Annotated in this window: 15 protein-coding genes; 5 read left to right on the top strand and 10 right to left on the bottom strand. The window is 67.3% G+C overall.

Annotation, left to right across the window (positions count from 1 at the left end):
* Positions 1–83: 83 nt before the first annotated feature.
* From J5M86_RS04740 to fdhA, 3 genes are all read left to right on the top strand, one after another.
* On the top strand, positions 84–917 hold the full coding sequence (locus J5M86_RS04740) for a hypothetical protein (RefSeq protein WP_188060076.1): 834 nt from the start codon (positions 84–86) through the stop codon (positions 915–917).
* The gene (gene fahA, locus J5M86_RS04735; protein WP_188060075.1) at positions 914–2,119 is read left to right on the top strand and encodes a fumarylacetoacetase; all 1,206 of its coding nucleotides are present in this window, start codon (positions 914–916) and stop codon (positions 2,117–2,119) included. The genes J5M86_RS04740 and fahA overlap by 4 nt, the downstream gene beginning before the upstream one ends.
* A 150-nt stretch (positions 2,120–2,269) precedes the next feature.
* Entirely contained in the window at positions 2,270–3,481 is a 1,212-nt protein-coding gene (gene fdhA / locus J5M86_RS04730) for a formaldehyde dehydrogenase, glutathione-independent (protein ID WP_188060074.1), read from the top strand.
* 34 nt (positions 3,482–3,515) lie between these two features.
* On the opposite strand, the gene J5M86_RS04725 is transcribed toward fdhA, so the two are convergent.
* The 4 genes from J5M86_RS04725 to hppD all read right to left on the bottom strand — a co-directional run bounded on the left by J5M86_RS04725 (position 3,516) and on the right by hppD (position 8,396).
* On the bottom strand, positions 3,516–4,328 hold the full coding sequence (locus J5M86_RS04725; RefSeq protein WP_188060073.1) for an RDD family protein: 813 nt from the start codon (positions 4,326–4,328) through the stop codon (positions 3,516–3,518).
* A gap of 56 nt (positions 4,329–4,384) precedes the next feature.
* Positions 4,385–5,833: an MFS transporter gene (locus J5M86_RS04720; protein WP_223158438.1), complete on the bottom strand. Its 1,449-nt coding sequence runs from the start codon at positions 5,831–5,833 to the stop codon at positions 4,385–4,387.
* Positions 5,803–7,101 carry a M20/M25/M40 family metallo-hydrolase gene (locus J5M86_RS04715; RefSeq protein WP_188060072.1) on the bottom strand — a complete coding sequence of 433 codons (1,299 nt, stop codon included), beginning with the start codon at positions 7,099–7,101 and terminating at the stop codon, positions 5,803–5,805. The genes J5M86_RS04720 and J5M86_RS04715 overlap by 31 nt, the downstream gene beginning before the upstream one ends.
* 89 nt (positions 7,102–7,190) lie before the next feature.
* Positions 7,191–8,396 (bottom strand): 4-hydroxyphenylpyruvate dioxygenase, encoded by a 1,206-nt coding sequence (gene hppD / locus J5M86_RS04710; RefSeq protein ID WP_188060071.1) that lies wholly within the window; start codon positions 8,394–8,396, stop codon positions 7,191–7,193.
* 108 nt (positions 8,397–8,504) lie between these two features.
* On the opposite strand from hppD, the gene J5M86_RS04705 reads away from it, so the two are divergent.
* Positions 8,505–8,966: an Lrp/AsnC family transcriptional regulator gene (locus tag J5M86_RS04705; protein ID WP_244328483.1), complete on the top strand. Its 462-nt coding sequence runs from the start codon at positions 8,505–8,507 to the stop codon at positions 8,964–8,966.
* Position 8,967: 1 nt separating this feature from the next.
* Here J5M86_RS04705 and J5M86_RS04700 read toward each other — a convergent pair whose 3' ends face one another.
* Positions 8,968–9,627 (bottom strand): IclR family transcriptional regulator, encoded by a 660-nt coding sequence (locus J5M86_RS04700; protein WP_188060069.1) that lies wholly within the window; start codon positions 9,625–9,627, stop codon positions 8,968–8,970.
* A 45-nt stretch (positions 9,628–9,672) separates the two neighbouring features.
* On the opposite strand from J5M86_RS04700, the gene J5M86_RS04695 reads away from it, so the two are divergent.
* Positions 9,673–10,689, top strand: coding sequence for a P1 family peptidase (locus J5M86_RS04695; RefSeq protein WP_244328482.1), 1,017 nt, complete (start codon positions 9,673–9,675; stop codon positions 10,687–10,689).
* On the opposite strand, the gene J5M86_RS04690 is transcribed toward J5M86_RS04695, so the two are convergent.
* From J5M86_RS04690 to J5M86_RS04670, 5 genes are all read right to left on the bottom strand, one after another.
* On the bottom strand, positions 10,661–12,418 hold the full coding sequence (locus tag J5M86_RS04690; protein ID WP_188060068.1) for a DEAD/DEAH box helicase: 1,758 nt from the start codon (positions 12,416–12,418) through the stop codon (positions 10,661–10,663). The genes J5M86_RS04695 and J5M86_RS04690 overlap by 29 nt on opposite strands.
* Before the next feature lie 197 nt (positions 12,419–12,615).
* Positions 12,616–13,371, bottom strand: a complete 756-nt coding sequence (locus J5M86_RS04685; protein WP_244328549.1) for a zinc metalloprotease — start codon at positions 13,369–13,371, stop codon at positions 12,616–12,618.
* A gap of 58 nt (positions 13,372–13,429) precedes the next feature.
* Positions 13,430–13,741, bottom strand: coding sequence for a DUF3039 domain-containing protein (locus tag J5M86_RS04680; protein WP_188060067.1), 312 nt, complete (start codon positions 13,739–13,741; stop codon positions 13,430–13,432).
* A 59-nt stretch (positions 13,742–13,800) separates the two neighbouring features.
* Entirely contained in the window at positions 13,801–14,367 is a 567-nt protein-coding gene (locus J5M86_RS04675; protein WP_188060066.1) for a YqgE/AlgH family protein, read from the bottom strand.
* A gap of 119 nt (positions 14,368–14,486) precedes the next feature.
* Complete coding sequence (locus tag J5M86_RS04670) at positions 14,487–16,832, bottom strand: DEAD/DEAH box helicase (protein ID WP_188060065.1); 2,346 nt, start codon at positions 16,830–16,832, stop codon at positions 14,487–14,489.
* Positions 16,833–17,086 lie beyond the last annotated feature (254 nt).

Below are 17,086 nucleotides of genomic sequence, written 5' to 3'. Positions count from 1 at the left end.
CCTCCGCGCGCCTCCACACCTCGTCCGATCATCGGACGCCGGCGTATTACTTTCTCACCTGAGGATTCAGTACGGTGTGACTCATGTCAATGCCGAGCCCGACGCCAGCAATGCCACCACCGGTGTTGTTCGCCGGTCTCATCGACGACGCAGCAGTCTTCCCGCCCGGAAGCCACCCGATCGACGTCGCACTCGCCCGCCGCTTCGAGCGCTCCGCCACGACCGACGCGCGCTACGTGGGCTCCCTTCTGATCCCGGCAGCACACGTCGACCGCACCCTGCGTGAGGTGCACCCGGTGCCGATCGTCATGATCGGCCGCCCCGGCACGCCGCTGGACGACGCGCTCAAGGCGGCCCGGGAGGTCACCGCGTCGGGCACCCACGCACTCGCCGGCATCCAGGTGGCTCACCAGGACGGCTGGCAACGCTGCCTCGATCTGGGTGTGCCCGTCGCCATCGAAGTGCCGGCTGACGATTTCGAGCAACGGCTCAATGACCTTGTGCCGCAACGCTTCCAAACGCTCGCGAAGTTGCGTACCGGGTCGACGCCCGCCAATCCTGTGCCGACCCCAGCCCAATTGGCGGCTTTCATCACCGCTTGCCGAGACCGCGAACTCTCCTTCAAGCTCACCGGCGGCATGCATCACGCGATCACCCATGATGCAGGGCAGGAGCGGCAGTTCGGCTTCCTGAACGTGTTGGCGGCCGTCGATGCCGCCCTGCGCGCCGACGCTCCCTCGGCGATCGCACAGTTGCTCGATGTCGAATCACCCGAGGTGATCGTCGACGCCGTGTGCGCGCTCGACGACACCCATGCACACGACGTGCGCACCCTGTTCCAGTCGTACGGCTGCTGCGACGTGGACGACCCGATCAACGACCTCCGCACGCTCGGACTCATCGAGGAGAAGAAGTGACTCTGCCCTTCACCGACCTGTACGGCATCGACAACCTGCCGTATGCCATCGCTTCCAAGGCCGGTCATGCGCCGCACGTGGTCACCCGCGTCGGCGACCACGCACTCGACCTCGCCGGGCTTGCGGCGAAGGCCGGCGGGGAGGCATGGGTCGACGCGTGGTCGCAGCCGACCCTCAATGCCTTTGTCGCACAGGGGTGCCCGGCCTGGAGCGCAGCGCGCGAGTGGCTCCGGCAAACGCTCGGAGACGCCTCCTTCGAAGACGCTGTGGCATCGCACCTCCACGTGTTGGACGAGCTCACGTTGCACCTGCCGATCGAGGTGGCCGACTACGTCGACTTCTACGCCAGCGAGCACCACGCCACGAATGTCGGACGCATCTTCCGTCCGGACGGCGACGCTCTCACTCCCAACTGGAAGCACCTGCCGATCGGCTATCACGGACGTTCGGCCACCGTCGTGGTGAGCGGCACCGATATCGTCCGCCCCTGCGGTCAGCGCAAGGCGCCGACCGACGCGGAGCCCACCTTCGGCCCGAGCATCCGACTCGACATCGAGGCCGAACTCGGCTTCGTCGTCGGCGGCGACACTGAGATCGGCAGCCCGGTCAGCGTCGACAACGCTGGTGACCACCTGTTCGGCGTGGGTCTGTTCAACGACTGGTCGGCACGCGACATCCAGGCCTGGGAGTACGTGCCGCTCGGTCCTTTCCTCGGCAAGTCGTTCGCCTCGTCGCTGGCCGCCTGGATCACCCCGCTCGAAGCGCTTGAGCCAGCGAACGTGGCTGTGCCGCAGCAGGTTCCGACGCCGTTGCCCTACCTGCAAGGTGAGGACGTCTTCGGTCTCGACATCGACATCGAGGTGGAACTGAACGGTGAGGTCGTCAGCCGTCCGCCCTACTCGACGATGTACTGGTCACCGGCGCAGATGTTGGCGCACCTGACTGTCAACGGCGCAGCGATCCGCACCGGCGATCTCTTCGCGTCCGGCACGGTGTCGGGCCCGGAGAAGGACCAACGCGGCAGCCTGCTCGAACTCTCGTGGAGCGGCAAGGAGCCCATTCACCTGGCCGACGGCAGCACCCGCACCTTCCTGCAAGACGGCGACGTGGTCACCCTTCGGGCCACGGCACCCGCAGCCGGTGGTGGACGCCTCGGCCTCGGTGAGGTGACCGGCCGGATCGCCCCGGCACGCGCGGTCTGAGCTTCACGGATGTGGGTGGTGCGGAAGCCAGAACTGCGCCATCCGCCGCCGCCGACCAGCCGGTAACCCCGTCTCTGCAACCTATGGTCGAAGGACGCGGGCCGCCATCGGGAGCCAGGAGCGCGGCCCCTTCGGCTGGAGGAGGCTGCAATGACCGGTAACCGGATCGTCGTCTACAAGGGTCCGGGCGAGGTGGCTGTCGATACCTTCGACTACCCCAAGCTCGAGGTGCCCAAGGAGGTCGCCGACCACTTCGGCATCATCCAGAAGGCGCCACACGCGGTGATCTTGAAATTGGTCACCACCAACATCTGCGGATCGGACCAGCACATGGTGCGTGGCCGCACCACCGCTCCGGTGGGACAAACCCTTGGCCACGAGATCACCGGTGAAGTGGTCGAAGCGGGTGAGGACGTGCTCTTCCTCAAGAAGGGTGACATCTGCTCGACGCCCTTCAACATCGCCTGCGGTCGATGCCGCATGTGCCAGGAAGGCAAGACCGGAATCTGCCTCAACGTCAACCCTGCTCGTCCCGGCGCGGCCTATGGCTATGTCGACATGGGTGGCTGGGTCGGCGGTCAGGCCGACTACGTGATGGTGCCCTACGCCGACTTCAACCTGCTGAAGTTTCCCGACCGGGACGCCGCGCTGGAGAAGATCCTCGACCTCACGATGCTGTCGGACATCTTCCCCACCGGCTACCACGGCGCGTACACCGCAGGCGTCACCACGGGATCGACCGTCTATGTCGCCGGCGCGGGTCCAGTGGGACTGGCAGCGGCCTACTCCGCCCAACTGTTGGGCGCCTCGGTGGTCATCGTCGGCGACATGAATGCGCAGCGCCTGCGGCAGGCGGAGAGCTTCGGCTGCGAGACGGTCGACCTCTCCTCCGGCAACAAGCTGGTCGACATGGTCGAGCAGATCGTGGGTGAGCCGCTGGTCGATGCTGCCGTGGATGCAGTGGGCTTCGAGGCCCGCGGTCACGGGGAAGGAGCCGACGAGGCCCCGGCAACTGTGCTCAATGACGCCATGACCGTCGCACGCGCCGGAGCCGGAATCGGCATCCCGGGTCTGTATGTGACCGGAGACCCCGGCGCGGTCGACGACAACGCCAAGGAAGGCACGCTAGGCGTCCGGCTCGGTCTCGGCTGGGCCAAGTCGCACGCTCTGTACACCGGCCAATGCCCCGTCAAGCGCTACAACCGCGGCCTGATGAACATGATCCTCGCCGGTAAGGCGGACATCGGAAAGGCCGTGAACGCGACGGTCATCTCCTTGGACGAAGCGCCGCAGGGTTACGCCGACTTCGATCAGGGCGCGGCGAAGAAGTACGTCATCGACCCGCACGGCATGGTGGGCTGATCAGCACTTCGGTCACCGGCGGCGCCCTCGCTCCCTACCGCTGGTAGGGCGGCGGGGGCGCTTGCTGCATCGGCGGCGCTGCCTGCTTCTTGGTCGTGCGCACTACGTAGGTGCCGGGCCAACTGTCGTGGAAGGCCTGCCGGTGACGGTCGCCCAACGGACGCAGGTAGTCGACGATCTGGAAGATCGCCGCGACGAAGCCCAGGAAGAGCGCCGGCGCCAGGATGGTACTGATCTGCTTGACGCCGAAGCGGTAGAGCGCGGTGGGCAACGACGGCGGACGCTCGTCCTCGGCGCGGCGCACCTTGATGCCGAGGAGCATCTTGCCGACCGTCTGTCCACGCCAGACCGTCAATGACACCTCGTAGACGAGGTAGACGACTGCGGCGACGATGCCCACCTGCCAAGGGAATTGGTAGAGCGATGCCGGCACCTCCGGTGTCGACTGCCCCGCGCGGGCAGCGTCCATGGCGTCGCGGAACCACGTGCTGTATCCGTCGACCCACGGGCTCAGCCAGTGCCAGGAGAGCGGCAGCGCGATCAGGAAGGTCAGCACGTTGTCGATCATCATCGACAGTGCGCGTCGCCACCATCCCGAGAGTGCTTGGCCATCGGGAGTCGTCGCCGTCGCGGGCTTGCCGAAATGGGTTTGTCCCTGGTGCTGCTGGAATGCGGGGTGATGGCGTTCGTGCGGCTCGAGCATCTGGGGCGGGGTCGCGATGTGCGAGTCGTCGAGGCCCGGCTTGATACGCGGCATCGTGCGGTCGGTCCACAAGATCCCGTCCCAGTAGCGCAGGGTCGCGGGGTCGTTCGGGTCCTCGTACCAGCCCGATGCGCGCTCTGTCATGGATCCATTGTGTCAATGCTCGCCGCGGTAGCCGACCGACCCCGTCGCCAGCGCTCTCAGTGACCGGTCGAGGCAATACGCGGTCGACGCAGCAACAGGATCAGTGCGGCGAGAACCGCAGAGGCGCCGCAGATGGCGAAGACGGTCATGTAGCCACCCAGCGAGGCGTGGTTCTGCGCCGCATCGGCGTCGATCGATCCGGTGGTCGCGAGCGCAATCGCGAAGATGCTGCTGGCGATCGCTCCGCCCACCGTCTTGGTCATGTTCGTCATTCCGGTGACGAAACCGGTGTGCGTGACCGGCGCCTCCGCCGCGGCGGCTGCTGGGAGGGCAGCGACGAGCAGGCCTGACCCGAGACCGGCGATCGCCATGTTCAGCATGAGCTGCCACAAGACTGCGTGCAGCGGTAGGAACATCAGGTAGCCGAGCCCGACGAGCGCAGCACCGACGACCAGTGCGCCGTGCGCGGTGATCAGCTTCGCCAGCAGTGGCAGGCTCAGCGCGCCGATCGCCAACGTGATGACGTAGAGCCCGATGATCGTCGACACGCTCGCGGCGGTCGCGCCCAGGCCGTAGCCGGTCACGTCCGGATCGGTGCGAGCAAAGGTCGACAGCGGGATCTGCGCGCCGAGCACCGAGACACCGAGCAGGAAGGCCGTCGCCTGGATCGGCCACTGCCTGGTGGCGCCGAGGATGCGCAGGTCAACCAGTGGTTCGGTTTGGCGCAGCTCGAACCTGCCGAAGGCGACAAACATCGCCACTGCCAGGACGAGCAGGCCGATCGCCCAGATGCTGCTCGGCCCGTCGACCCGGACGGCGATGAGGCCGCCCATGAGGAGAGCGAGGGCGACGGTGATCAGACCGAAACCGGGCAGGTCGAGAGCCGGCCTGGATTCGATCGGCACCTCCGGCACGCCGAACCAGATCGCCGGAATCGCGAGCGTGACCACGATCGCCGGTATCGAGAGCAGTGCAGGCATCGACAACGAGGTGGCCAGCCCGCCTGCAGTGAGGGCAGCGACGATGACCGAGATTTCGAGGGCGAAGACGAGCACCGCTGCGGCCATTCGGGTGCGATGCGGATCGCCCTTCGTCCGGCGATGGATGATCGCGATCTCCAGCGGCAGCCAGACGACGTAGAAACCGGCGAAGGCCCACGCGACCAGGAACGTGCTGAAGGTCGGCGCGAAAGCCACGGCCCAGGTGGCGATCGCGGTGACGACGGTGGCGAGCAGCAACACCTTGCGATGGCCGATGGTGTCGCCGAGGCGAGCCAGGATCGGCACAACCAAGGCCGAGACGGTCAGTTGTGCGGCTTCGAACCAGTTGACATCGGCGTCCTTGATCGACAGGTTGCGCGCGATGTCGGTGAACAGCGGGGTGTAGTAACCCTGGAGCGCACCGGAGGCGATCTCGACGCAGACCAGGAAGCCGACGATCGCACCGATGCCGGCGAAGGCCGATGGCTTCTTGTCTACAGACGGCGCAGCAGCGTTGTGTACCAACGGATTCCCTCCTCGAAGGACGCGACTTCGAGCCGCTCGTCCACGTTGTGCAGGCTCTCCCGCTGGGAGGGGTTCATGCGGAACGGGTTGAACCGATAGCAGGCGGGCCAGACTCGCTGGAAGTGACGCGCATCCGTTGCGGCCATCACCACGTAGGGCACCGGGGTGACGTCCGGCATCGCCTCAGCCGTGATCTGTTCCAGCAGTTCGTACGCGTCGCCGAGCGGTGCGACAGAGCTCGGCTCGTAGGCCTTGGTCACGGTGACCTCGACCTGATCGCCGGCCACCTTCCGCACGCGCTGGACGGCTTCGTCGACGGTCTCGTTGACGGCCACGCGCATGTTGAGCACGGCCGTCGCCGAGGTGGCGAGCACGTTGTGTGCGGGCGACCCGCTGAGTTGGGTGATCGCGTACGTGGTGCGGGTCATCGCCGCGGTCGCAGGGCTGACCCGGGCCAGCACCTTGGCCAGCGGGACGCGCAACCGATCGGCATTCGCCAGCGCCGCGCGCAGTGGCGGTTTCACCTGGGGCGCAAGGCGATTGAGCATCTGGACGGTCGGGTCGGGTAGGTGCGCCGGAGCCGGGCTCTTCTGCAGGGCCAAGATCGCCTTCGCCAGCCGAGCGGGAGCGCTGTCGCTGGGCGGCATCGACGCATGTCCGCCCTCGGCAGTGGCAGTCAGCTGCAGGTCGACCAGGCCCTTCTCGGTCAGTCCGATCACCGCGATGGGTGGCTCGACTCCAGGAAACGCGCCGGTGACCGCCATTCCGCCCTCGTCGAGCACGAACCACGGCTGGACGCCGCGCTCCTGCAACGCCTCGACGGCGAGTGGAGCGGTGACGCCCGCGATCTCCTCGTCCGAACTGAACGACAGCCAGACATCACGTGCCGGAGTGAAGCCCTCGACGATCAATTGCTCCACGGCTGCGCAGATTGCGATGAGCGAGCCCTTGCAGTCGAGCGTGCCTCTCCCCCAGATGAATTCGTCGTCGATCACCGCGTCGAAGGCGGGGTGGGTCCAGTCGTCGCGCGGGTTGACGGGGACGACGTCCTGGTGCGCCATGAGCACGATCGGGCGATCGGCAGCACTGCCCGGCCATTTGAGCAGCAAGGCGTGCTGGGGCAATTGGACCTCTTCGCAGGCGGCGAACAGCAGTGGGAAGTGAGCACGCAGGTCGGCATGGAGACCGTCGAACTCCGCCTCCAGACCTTCACCGGCGATCGTTCGATGTCGGATGGCAGCCTGCAACGCCAGAAGGGGGTCGACCATCACCGGAGCCTAGCCCGCGCATCAGACACCGGCAGCGGCGATCGCGAAATTCTCGCGACCGCCGCTTCCGGTGTGGGTGTGGCGTGGGATCAGAGGTTGCCGCGCTTGTCCTGCTCGCGCTCGATCGCCTCGAAGAGGGCCTTGAAGTTGCCCTTGCCGAAGCCGAGCGAACCGTGGCGCTCGATCAGCTCGAAGAAGACCGTCGGACGGTCACCCAGCGGCTTGGTGAAGATCTGCAGCAGGTAGCCGTCCTCGTCACGGTCGACCAGGATGCCGCGCTTCTGCAGTTCCTCGACCGGCACCCGCACCTCACCGATACGAGCGCGCAGCTCGGGGTCGGAGTAGTAGGAGTCGGGGGTGTCGAGGAACTCGACACCGTTGGCGCGCAACGCGTCCACCGTGGAGAGGATGTCGTTGGTGGCCACCGCGAGGTGCTGGGCGCCCGGACCGCAGTAGAACTCGAGGTACTCGTCGATCTGCGACTTCTTCTTGGCCACTGCCGGCTCGTTGAGCGGGAACTTCACCCGGTGGTTGCCGTTGGCGACGACCTTGCTCATGAGGGCGGAGTAGTCGGTGGCGATGTCGTCACCGATGAACTCGGCCATGTTCACAAAGCCCATGACCTTGTTGTAGAAGGTCACCCAGTCGTCCATCTTGCCCAGCTCGACGTTGCCGACGATGTGGTCAAGCGCTTGGAACAGACGCTTGGGCTGGCCGTCGCGCTTGACGAAGGTGGAGGACGCCGACTGGTAGCCGGGCAGGTAGGGACCTTCGTACTTGCTGCGGTCGACGAGGGTGTGGATGGTGTCGCCGTAGGTGGCGATGGCGGCGATGCGGACGGTGCCGTGCTCGTCGGTGACGTCTTCGGGCTCACGCACGATCTTCGCACCGGCCGAACGTGCCTGCTCGATGCACTTGTCGACGTCCGGCACTTCGAGGGCGATGTCGACGACACCGTCACCGTGCTTGCGGTGGTGCTCGATCAGCGAGCTCGTGGGGTCGACGGCGCCGTTGATGACGAACTTGATCGAACCCGACTTCAGCACGAACGACTTGTGGTCGCGATTGCCATTCTCGGGGCCGCTGTAGGCAACAAGCTCCATGCCCCACACGGACTGGTAGTACTGCGCCGACTGGGTGGCGTTGCCCGAGACGAAGACGATGGCGTCCCAGCCGGTGACCGGGAACGGGTCGCTGGCGGCGTCGTACTCCACCAACCCGACCAACTGCTTCAACGTGTTGATGTCGAGGTTGGCTTCGCGCTCTTGCGCAGTGAGATCCAAGGTGTCAGTCATGCACCCACTGTGATGCACCGCACACCCGGTGCGCAATCGACCCGGCGGACGCTGCGCAGCGTGCACAAAATGACCTTCTACAGCCACCCTGAGCGGTACATTTTGTCCATGCTGGATGCCATTGACCGCCGGTTGCTGCGTCTGCTGCACGACCAGCCGCAGATCGGAGTGCTCGGAGCTTCACGCGCGCTCGACGTCGCACGGGGCACCGTCCAGGCCCGCCTCGACAAGCTGCGCCGCAAGGGGGTCATCGCCTCCGAGAGCCCGACCCTCGCTCCGGCCGCACTCGGCTTTCCGGTCACGGCTTTCTGCACCCTCTCCATCGCCCAGCGGCAGGGCTACGATCCGGTGCTCCAACACCTGACCGGCATTCCGGAGGTGTTGGAGGTGCACACGATCACCGGCGACGGCGACCTGCTGGTGCGGATCGTGGGGCGGGACAACGCCGATCTGCAGCGAGTGATCGACGAGGCGCTCGCCACCGATGCGGTGGTGCGCAGTTCGACCGTGATCGCGCTCTCCGAACTGGTGCCCTATCGCACCCTGGGTCTGGTGGACGCGCCGAGCTGACTCAACGTCCGAGCGTGGACGCGAGTTCAGCGGCGGCGGCCTGCACAGCCGGACCGATCGTGTCGCCGTCGAAGGGGGCCATCGCAACCAGACCGATCGACGCCTCCAACCCCGCTGCACCGAGCACCGGTGCGGCCAGGCCGTGCGCTCCGGGCTGGAGTTCGGCGTGCGTGGTCACCCACCCAGCGTCGCCCGCGCGACCGGCCAGGATCGCGCGTCCGGCCGCGCCCAGGTCGAGCGGATGCCGGGTGCCCTGCCGATAGGAGACGTGCAAGCCGGTCCACCGGGGTTCGACGACGGCGATGGCGAGCGCCTCCCGGCCGTCGGCGACCGTGAGATGTGCGGTGAGTCCGGTGGTCTCGGCGAGTTCGCGCAGCACCGGCGAGGCGACATCGCGCAGGCCCGGCCACACGGCGTTCGCCAAGTGGATCAGGCCGACTCCCAACGAGATTCGTCCGTCGATGCGGCGGATGACGATGTCGCGCCGCGCCAGGGACGCCACCAAGCGGTACACGACCGGACGCCCGACACCCAGCCGGCTCGCGATCTCGGTGACGGTCAGACCGCCAGCGTGCTCCGGCTCGGCCAGCAGAGTGATGACCGCCAACCCGCGGTCCATGGTCTGGGAGGTCTCACCTCCGAGGTCGTTGTCTTGCGCCATGCCAGCACGGTACTCGGCGCATCGCCGGCGATTATGGTCGACGCCGTGACTTCATCGCGATCTCATGACGCAAGCGGCCCGATTGATCGCGGCCTCGACTGGTCGCCACACGGGCAGGGCAGCATCTGCGGCGTGCCAGGCGTGCGGGTCGGACACAGCACCATCGTCGATGGGGACGCCCGCACCGGTGTGACCGCGATCGTCCCCGACCCCATGCCGACCCCGCACCACCGGTTGCCGTGTGCGCTCTTCGTCGGCAACGGCCACGGCAAGCTGATCGGTGCCACCCAGGTGGGTGAACTCGGCACCCTGGAGACTCCGATCGTGCTGACCAACACCCTCAGCAGTTTCCTCGCAGCCGACACGTTGGTCTCCTGGATGCTCGAACGGCCTGACTGCGCCGACGTCGTCACGCTCAACCCGGTCGTGGCCGAGTGCAACGACTCGTGGCTCTCCGACATCCGCGGACGCCATGTCACCGCGGCCCACGTGCGCGAAGCACTCGACCGTGCCTCGACCGACTGCGCCCAGGGCGCGGTCGGTGCAGGCACCGGAATGCGTGCGCTGGGATTCAAGGGTGGCATCGGCACCGCATCTCGGCGTACTGCCGCCGGCCACACCCTGGGGGTGCTTGCGCTCTCCAACTTCAGCGGTGTGTTGCGGTTGGAGGGGCTGCCCATCGATCCAGCCGATGATGCTGAGCCCCAAGGCAATTCGTGCATCCTGGTCGTTGCGACCGACGCACCAGTCGATGCTCGACAGCTGGGCCGCATCGCCCGTCGAGCGGTCTTCGCCATGGGCACGGTGGGCGCCGACTACCGACACGGCAGCGGCGACTACGGCCTGGCGTTCAGCCTCACCACGCAGCAGCCAGCGCTGGCGGACGAAGAGCTCGACCCGATGTTCGAGGCCGTGATCGGGGCAGCGCACGCGGCGTTGATCTCGTCGCTCTGGCACGCGCCGACCATGATCGGACACGACGGCCACACCGCGTACGGTCTACGAGAAACCTTGCGTAACAGGAGCTTTGCGCTCAGCGACGACCCACGAACCAACGCCTGATCAGATCGATGCGCTGGCCCACCTCGTCGTTCGAAGCGCGGTCGAGGGTGGGGCCCCCACATTGCACGCGCAGGTCGTTGTGGATGATCGCGTGCGCCTTGCCGGTCTTCTGGGCATAGGCGGCAACGAGCGAATTGAGCTCCTTGCGACGCGCTGCCAGCGCCCGGTGAGCGGCGAGCGGTGCGTCGTCCTGCGCTTTCTTGCGGGTGGTGCCGCGCTGCTGCTTGGCCTGCCGCTGACGCAACAGGTCGGTCATCTGGTCGGGTTCGAGCAGGCCCGGTAGACCGAGGTATTCCTGCTCGTCCTCACTGCCGGACTGCGCCCCGAGGCCCCACTGCTGCGCGTCGTACAGCACGTGGTCGAACTCCGCCTCCGACTCAAGTGCTTCGAAGGAGAGTTGCTCGTCGGCCAGCGCTGACTCGGCCGTGTTGGCCTCCTGAAGCAGGCCTTCTTCCTCGGCCCACAGCGGCTCCTCGCCCTCCTTCTTCGGGCGGTCGAGCGCGTGATCACGCTGCTCCTCCAGGCGGGCGGCGTGCTCGAGGATGATCGGGACGCTGGGCAGGAAGACCGAAGCGGTCTCGCCGCGGCGACGGGCCCGCACGAAGCGTCCGACCGCCTGGGCGAAGAACAACGGGGTCGAGGTGGAGGTGGCGTAGACCCCGACACACAGTCGCGGGACGTCGACCCCCTCGGAGACCATGCGCACCGCCACCATCCAGCGGTCTTCGGACTCGGCGAACTGCTCGATCCGGGACGATGCGCCGGCGTCATCCGAGAGCACCACGGTGGGCTTCACGCCGGTGATCTGTTCGAGGGTGCGGGCATAGGAGCGCGCAGCCGTCTGGTTGGACGCGATCACCAGGCCGCCGGCATCGGGCACGTGCCGACGCACCTCCGACAGTCGCTTGTCGGCTGCGCGCAACACCGCGGGGATCCACTCGCCCTTCGGGTCGAGGGCGGTGCGCCAGGCGGCGGCGGTGACGTCCTTGGTCATGGGTTCGCCAAGGCGCGCAGCGATCTCGTCACCGGCGCGGGTGCGCCAACGCATTGCGCCGCCGTAGGCCATGAAGAGCACCGGGCGCACGACACCGTCGCGCAAGGCTTCGGCGTAGCCGTAGCTGTAGTCGCTCCCGGACCGTCGGATGCCGTCGGCACCCGCCTCGTACCGGACGAACGGAATGGGGCTGGTGTCGGAGCGGAAAGGCGTACCGGTGAGCGCCAGGCGTCGGGTGGCCGGTTCGAAGGCCTCCCGGATCGCATCGCCCCACGACTTGTTGTCGCCGCCGTGATGGATCTCGTCGAGGATCACCAAAGTGCGCCGGGCGAGGGTGCGCGCCCGGTGCAGCGCCGGACGGCTGGCCACGCCCGCGTAGGTGACCGCGACACCGTCGTAATCGCTGGCGTGCTGCTCCTGGGCGTTGGTGAAGCGCGGGTCGATGTGGATGCCGACCCGGGCGGCGGCGTCCGCCCATTGCACCTTGAGGTGCTCGGTGGGGGCGACGATCGTCACCTGGTCGATGAGGTCGCGGTCGATGAGCTCGGTGGCCAGCCGCAGGGCGTAGGTGGTCTTACCGGCACCCGGTGTGGCGACGGCCAGGAAGTCGCGCGGTTGCTCCTCGAAGTACTTCTCCAGCGCCCCCGCCTGCCAGGCCCGCAGCTTGGAGGCCGTGCCCCAAGCTGCGCGTTCGGGGAAGGCCGGCGACAGATGGGAAGCGGCCGAGGTACTCACGGTCAGGCACGATAGCCCGCCGGGCTGACATCGACCGAATGCGCTGGTCAGCCCGTTGTCGACGCAACCGGGAACGCAGCGCCGGAGCACCCGGTGAGCACGATGAACCCAGTGAACATGGTGAGCAACGGAACGGCCGCCCCCGCTCATCGAGCAGGGGCGGCCGCCGTCGGCTACGTGGAGTGCCTGGTGATGCGTCAGGCGCGGTAGGTGGCCCACATGTTCTGCATGCGCGTCACCTGTCCGGAGGTGAAGCTGTTCATGCACGCGTCCGTGGTGTAGTCCATGAAATTGGTGATCGGGTCGAGACCGGGCACCGCGGTGCAGGAGTCGCGTCCGGTCGGGCAGCCCGAGGCCGGCGACGCTTCTGCTGCGGTGTCTGCGACGTAGTCGCCCCGACCGGTGCAGCCGCCCTGGAAGGTGTGGTAGAGACCGAGCCAGTGTCCGACCTCGTGGGTGCCGGTGTCGCCCTGGTTGTAGGGCGACGCGGTGCCGCCGGGCAGGCTCTGGTCGAGCACAACGACACCGTCCAACGAGCCGCTCGCACCCGAGGTCGGGAAGGTCGCCCAACCCAACAGGCTGCTGCCGAGGTTGGCCCTGTAGATGTTCAGGTCAGACTTCGTACCCTTGCGCAGCGTGGTCTTCATCGAGCGCTCGGCGGAGGCGCCGCTGGTGAGCCCGTTGTACCAGGTGGCGTTGTTGGTGCGGTCGGTGCCGGCGAGACGGAAACTGAAGCCGCTGCCGCTGTAGGCGGAGTTGAGGACGCTGATCTGGTTGGCGATCATCGTCGAGCTCAGGTTGCCCTTGGTGCCGTCGGTGATGACGTGGAAGTAGACATTGATCGTGGTCGCGGTGAACGCCGCGCCGCCCTTCTTGGCGAGGGCACCGTTGCTCGACTTCTGCAGGCCCTTGCGGGAAGCATCAGCGTTGAACTTCGTCTCGACCGCCTGCACCTCGGTCAAGCGCTGGTCAAGAATCTGCCAGTTTTCGGTACGGATTTGCCCCGGCGACTCACTTGTCGGAGTCGTCGCCTCCGGCTCCGAACTTCTCGTAGATCTCCTTGCACTGCGGGCAGACCGGGAACTTCTGCGGGTCGCGCCCGGGCACCCAGACCTTGCCGCAGAGGGCGGTCACGGGCTCGCCCGACAGGGCGCTCTCCATGATCTTCTCCTTGCGGACATAGTGGCTGAAGCGCTCGTGATCGCCGGGTTCCTGGAGCTGGGGTTCGACCTGTTCGCGTTCCAACACACCGACCGAGGTGCGCGGACCTTGCGGCTCGGACAGGCGTTCGGTCTCCATCGGGTCGTTGCTCATGCCGCCCATGATAGGTCGGCCATCGGGGCCGCAGGCGTCGCGCGTCCAGCCGCTGCCTGAGCGCGCGTTCAGTTCATCGAAACATCGTCAGGGAAGGTGATTGCCCAAGCGGCGTCACCACCCTGCCGCCGCAGCACCTGCTCCCACAACCGGCCGGGATCGCTGGAGAAGGCGTCAGCCGCCTCTGCCTCGGCGAGGTACCAGTAGCCCTCGCGCAACTCGTTCTCCAACTGGCCGGCCGACCACCCCGCATGCCCGGCAAAGATGCGCAGTGCCGCCACCTCCGGCATGACCACGGGTGGCGGTGCATCGAGGTCGACCACGCCCACCCCACGGAAGAGCCGTTTCAGCCCGATGGTCTCGCCGTCACCGGGCATCGAGACCAGGCCGAGGGCGGAGTCGAGGCCCACCGGTCCGCCCTGGAAGAGATTGCCCGGCGCGGTCACGTGGTTCTGCCACCCCGGCAGCACCGCGTCGACCGGAGCTTCGAGCTGACGATTGAGCACGATGCCGTGCGCGCCGTCACCGGAGTGGTCGAGCAGGAGCACCACCGAGCGGTCGAAGACATCGTCGTCGGCCACCTCGTCCGCCTCTCGCGGGACGGCGATCAGTAGTCGCCCGGTCAGGTTCTCCATCACCTCATTGTGTCGCCTGAGCGGGCCCGGCAGCAGTTCGGGTGCCGGATGCGAACAGCGCCCCGGCCAAGATGGCCGGGGCGCTGCGTCATGCAGATTTCAGGGTGCTGCGCGTGTGCTCAGTACGAGCGGCGATCCGAACGCTGACCACGTCCATGTCCGCGTCCACCGCCATAGCCGCCACCGTGACCGGAGGAGCGACGGCCGTAACCGCCACCGCGGTCGTCGCGGTAGCCGCCGCGACGTCCACCGCCGCCACCGCGCCCGCGTCCACGGCCGGGGTTCAACACCTGCTGAAGGTCGTCGTCGGAGATCGGGTTGCCCTCGGGCGTGCTGCCACCGGTCGCGGCGATGACCTCGTCACCCGGGCGGGTCTTCTGCAGTTCGGTGTCGACACCCGCCTGCTCCAGCAGACGCTGGACGGTGCGGCGCTGGTGCGGCAGCACGAGCGACACCACGACACCCTGCTCACCGGCGCGGGCGGTGCGGCCCGAGCGGTGCAGGTAGTCCTTGTGGTCGGCCGGCGGGTCGATCTGCAGCACGACACCCACGTCGTCGACGTGGATACCGCGAGCGGCAACATCGGTGGCGACCAGCACGGGCAGACGTCCATCACGGAAGGCCGAGAGTGCGCGGTTGCGCTGGCTCTGGTTGAGCCCGCCGTGCAATGCGGCTGCCATCACGCCGCACTCGCGCAGTTCACCGGCGACGCGGTCGGCGCCGAGCTTGGTGCGGGCGAAGACCACCGTGCGGCCCGGACGGTTGGCGACCTCGGCCGTCACGATCTTCTTGTCGCGCGGCTCGATGAGGAGCGCGTGGTGGGCCATCGTCGTGACCGTTGCGGTGCCATCGTCGGTGGAGTGCTCAGCAGGGTCGGTGAGGTACTTCTCGACGACGCCGTCGATGCCGCGGTCGAGGGTGGCGGAGAAGAGCAACCGCTGCCCGTCGGCCGGCACGAAGTCGAGGATCTCCTCGATCGCTTCGAGGAAGCCCATCTCGGCCATGTGGTCAGCTTCGTCCAGCACCGTCACCTCGACGCGCGACAGATCGGCGGCGCCGCGGTCGATGAGGTCCTTCAGACGACCGGGAGTGGCGACGAGGACGTCGACGCCACGCTCGAGAGCTTGCAGCTGCGGCTCGTAGGGCATGCCTCCCGCAACCAGCTTGTGGCGCAGGCCGATCACGTGCACCAGCGGCTGCAGGGCATCGCTGACCTGCATTGCCAGCTCACGGGTGGGCACCATGATGATCGAGCGCGGCTGGTGGGCACGGGCCTTACCGCCCTTGGCGAGACGGGTGAGCAGCGGCAGACCGAAGGCCAGCGTCTTGCCGGAGCCGGTGCGGCCGCGGCCGAGCACATCGCGGCCTTCAAGCGCGTCGGGGATCGAAGCCTGCTGGATCGGGAACGGCTGGGTGATGCCATCGCGAGCAAGCCGGGCAACCAGCAGATCGGGCAGGCCGAGAGCAGCAAAGCCGTTCTCCCCCAGCTCGATCGGCTCGGCGGTCACGACGTCGTCGGTCTCCTGGCGCTCCACCCAACCGAAGGCCTCGTTGGTGGGCTCGAGGTCGTCCTCGAGACGGTCGGGCGCACGGTCGGCGGGCGCCTCGAAACGGGGCGGACGCGAGTCGAAGCTGCGTCGGTTCTGCCGGTCGTTCCGGTCGAACGAACGGCGGTCGTCACGACCCTGGGAACCACTGCGCTCGCCGCGGTTGTCATCACGACGACCCTGGTAACCGCCACGCTCGCCGCGGTTGTCATCACGGCGTCCCTGGTAGCCACCGCGGTTGTCATCGCGGTCCCAGCGGCGCTGGCCGCGGAACTCGCTGCGCTCGCCGGACGGACGGTCGTCGCGGCGACCCTGGTAACCACCACGGCTGTCATCACGACGTCCCTGATAGCCACCCCGCTCACCACGGTTGTCGTCACGGCGCTCAAAGCCACGGCTGTCATCACGACGCCCCTGGTAACCACCACGGTCGTCGCGGCGACCCTGATAGCCACCCCGCTCGCCGCGGTTGTCGTCACGACGCTCGAAGCCACGGCTGTCATCACGACGCCCCTGGTAACCACCACGGTCGTCGCGGCGGCCCTGGTAACCACTGCGCTCGCCGCGGTTATCGTCACGGCGACCCTGGTAGCCGCCACGCTCGCCGCGGTTGTCGTCGCGACGCTCGAAGCCACGGCTGTCGTCCCGACGGCCCTGGTAACCACTGCGCTCGCCGCGGTTATCGTCACGGCGACCCTGATAGCCACCACGGTCATCACGGCGCTCGAAGGAGCGGTTGTCGTCGCGGCGGTCGAACGAGCGACGCTCACCGCGGTTGTCGTTGTCGAAGCGCGAGGCGCCACCGCGGGCCGGGCGGCCACGCTCGGAGGTGGGACGGCGCACTTCGCCGCGCTTCACTTCGTTCTTCTGGGTACGGGTCCAGCGAGCTTTCTTGCCGGCGTTCTTCTTGGGCTGCATCGTGCACTACCTTTTCTGGTTGCGGGCACGCAACGAGAACCCCCACGAAGGTCATCTTTTCGACCGAATGTACTTGCGCGACAGGCGTTGACGCTGCTGTCGAAGATGGGGTCATCTGGTGCCATAGATCTCGGCGCCCACAAGAAGATTCACACAGATGAACGCAAGATCGCGAAAAATGGATGCCACCACTCTAGCGGCAACCGCCAGATCCACCGAACCCACGGCGCCGCAACGGCCGTGAGTTCGCCCAC

This window comes from Yimella sp. cx-51 (assembly GCF_017654605.1).
In the GTDB taxonomy this organism is placed as follows: Bacteria; Actinomycetota; Actinomycetes; order Actinomycetales; family Dermatophilaceae; genus Yimella.
This window is presented reverse-complemented; position numbering and strand designations above follow the sequence as displayed.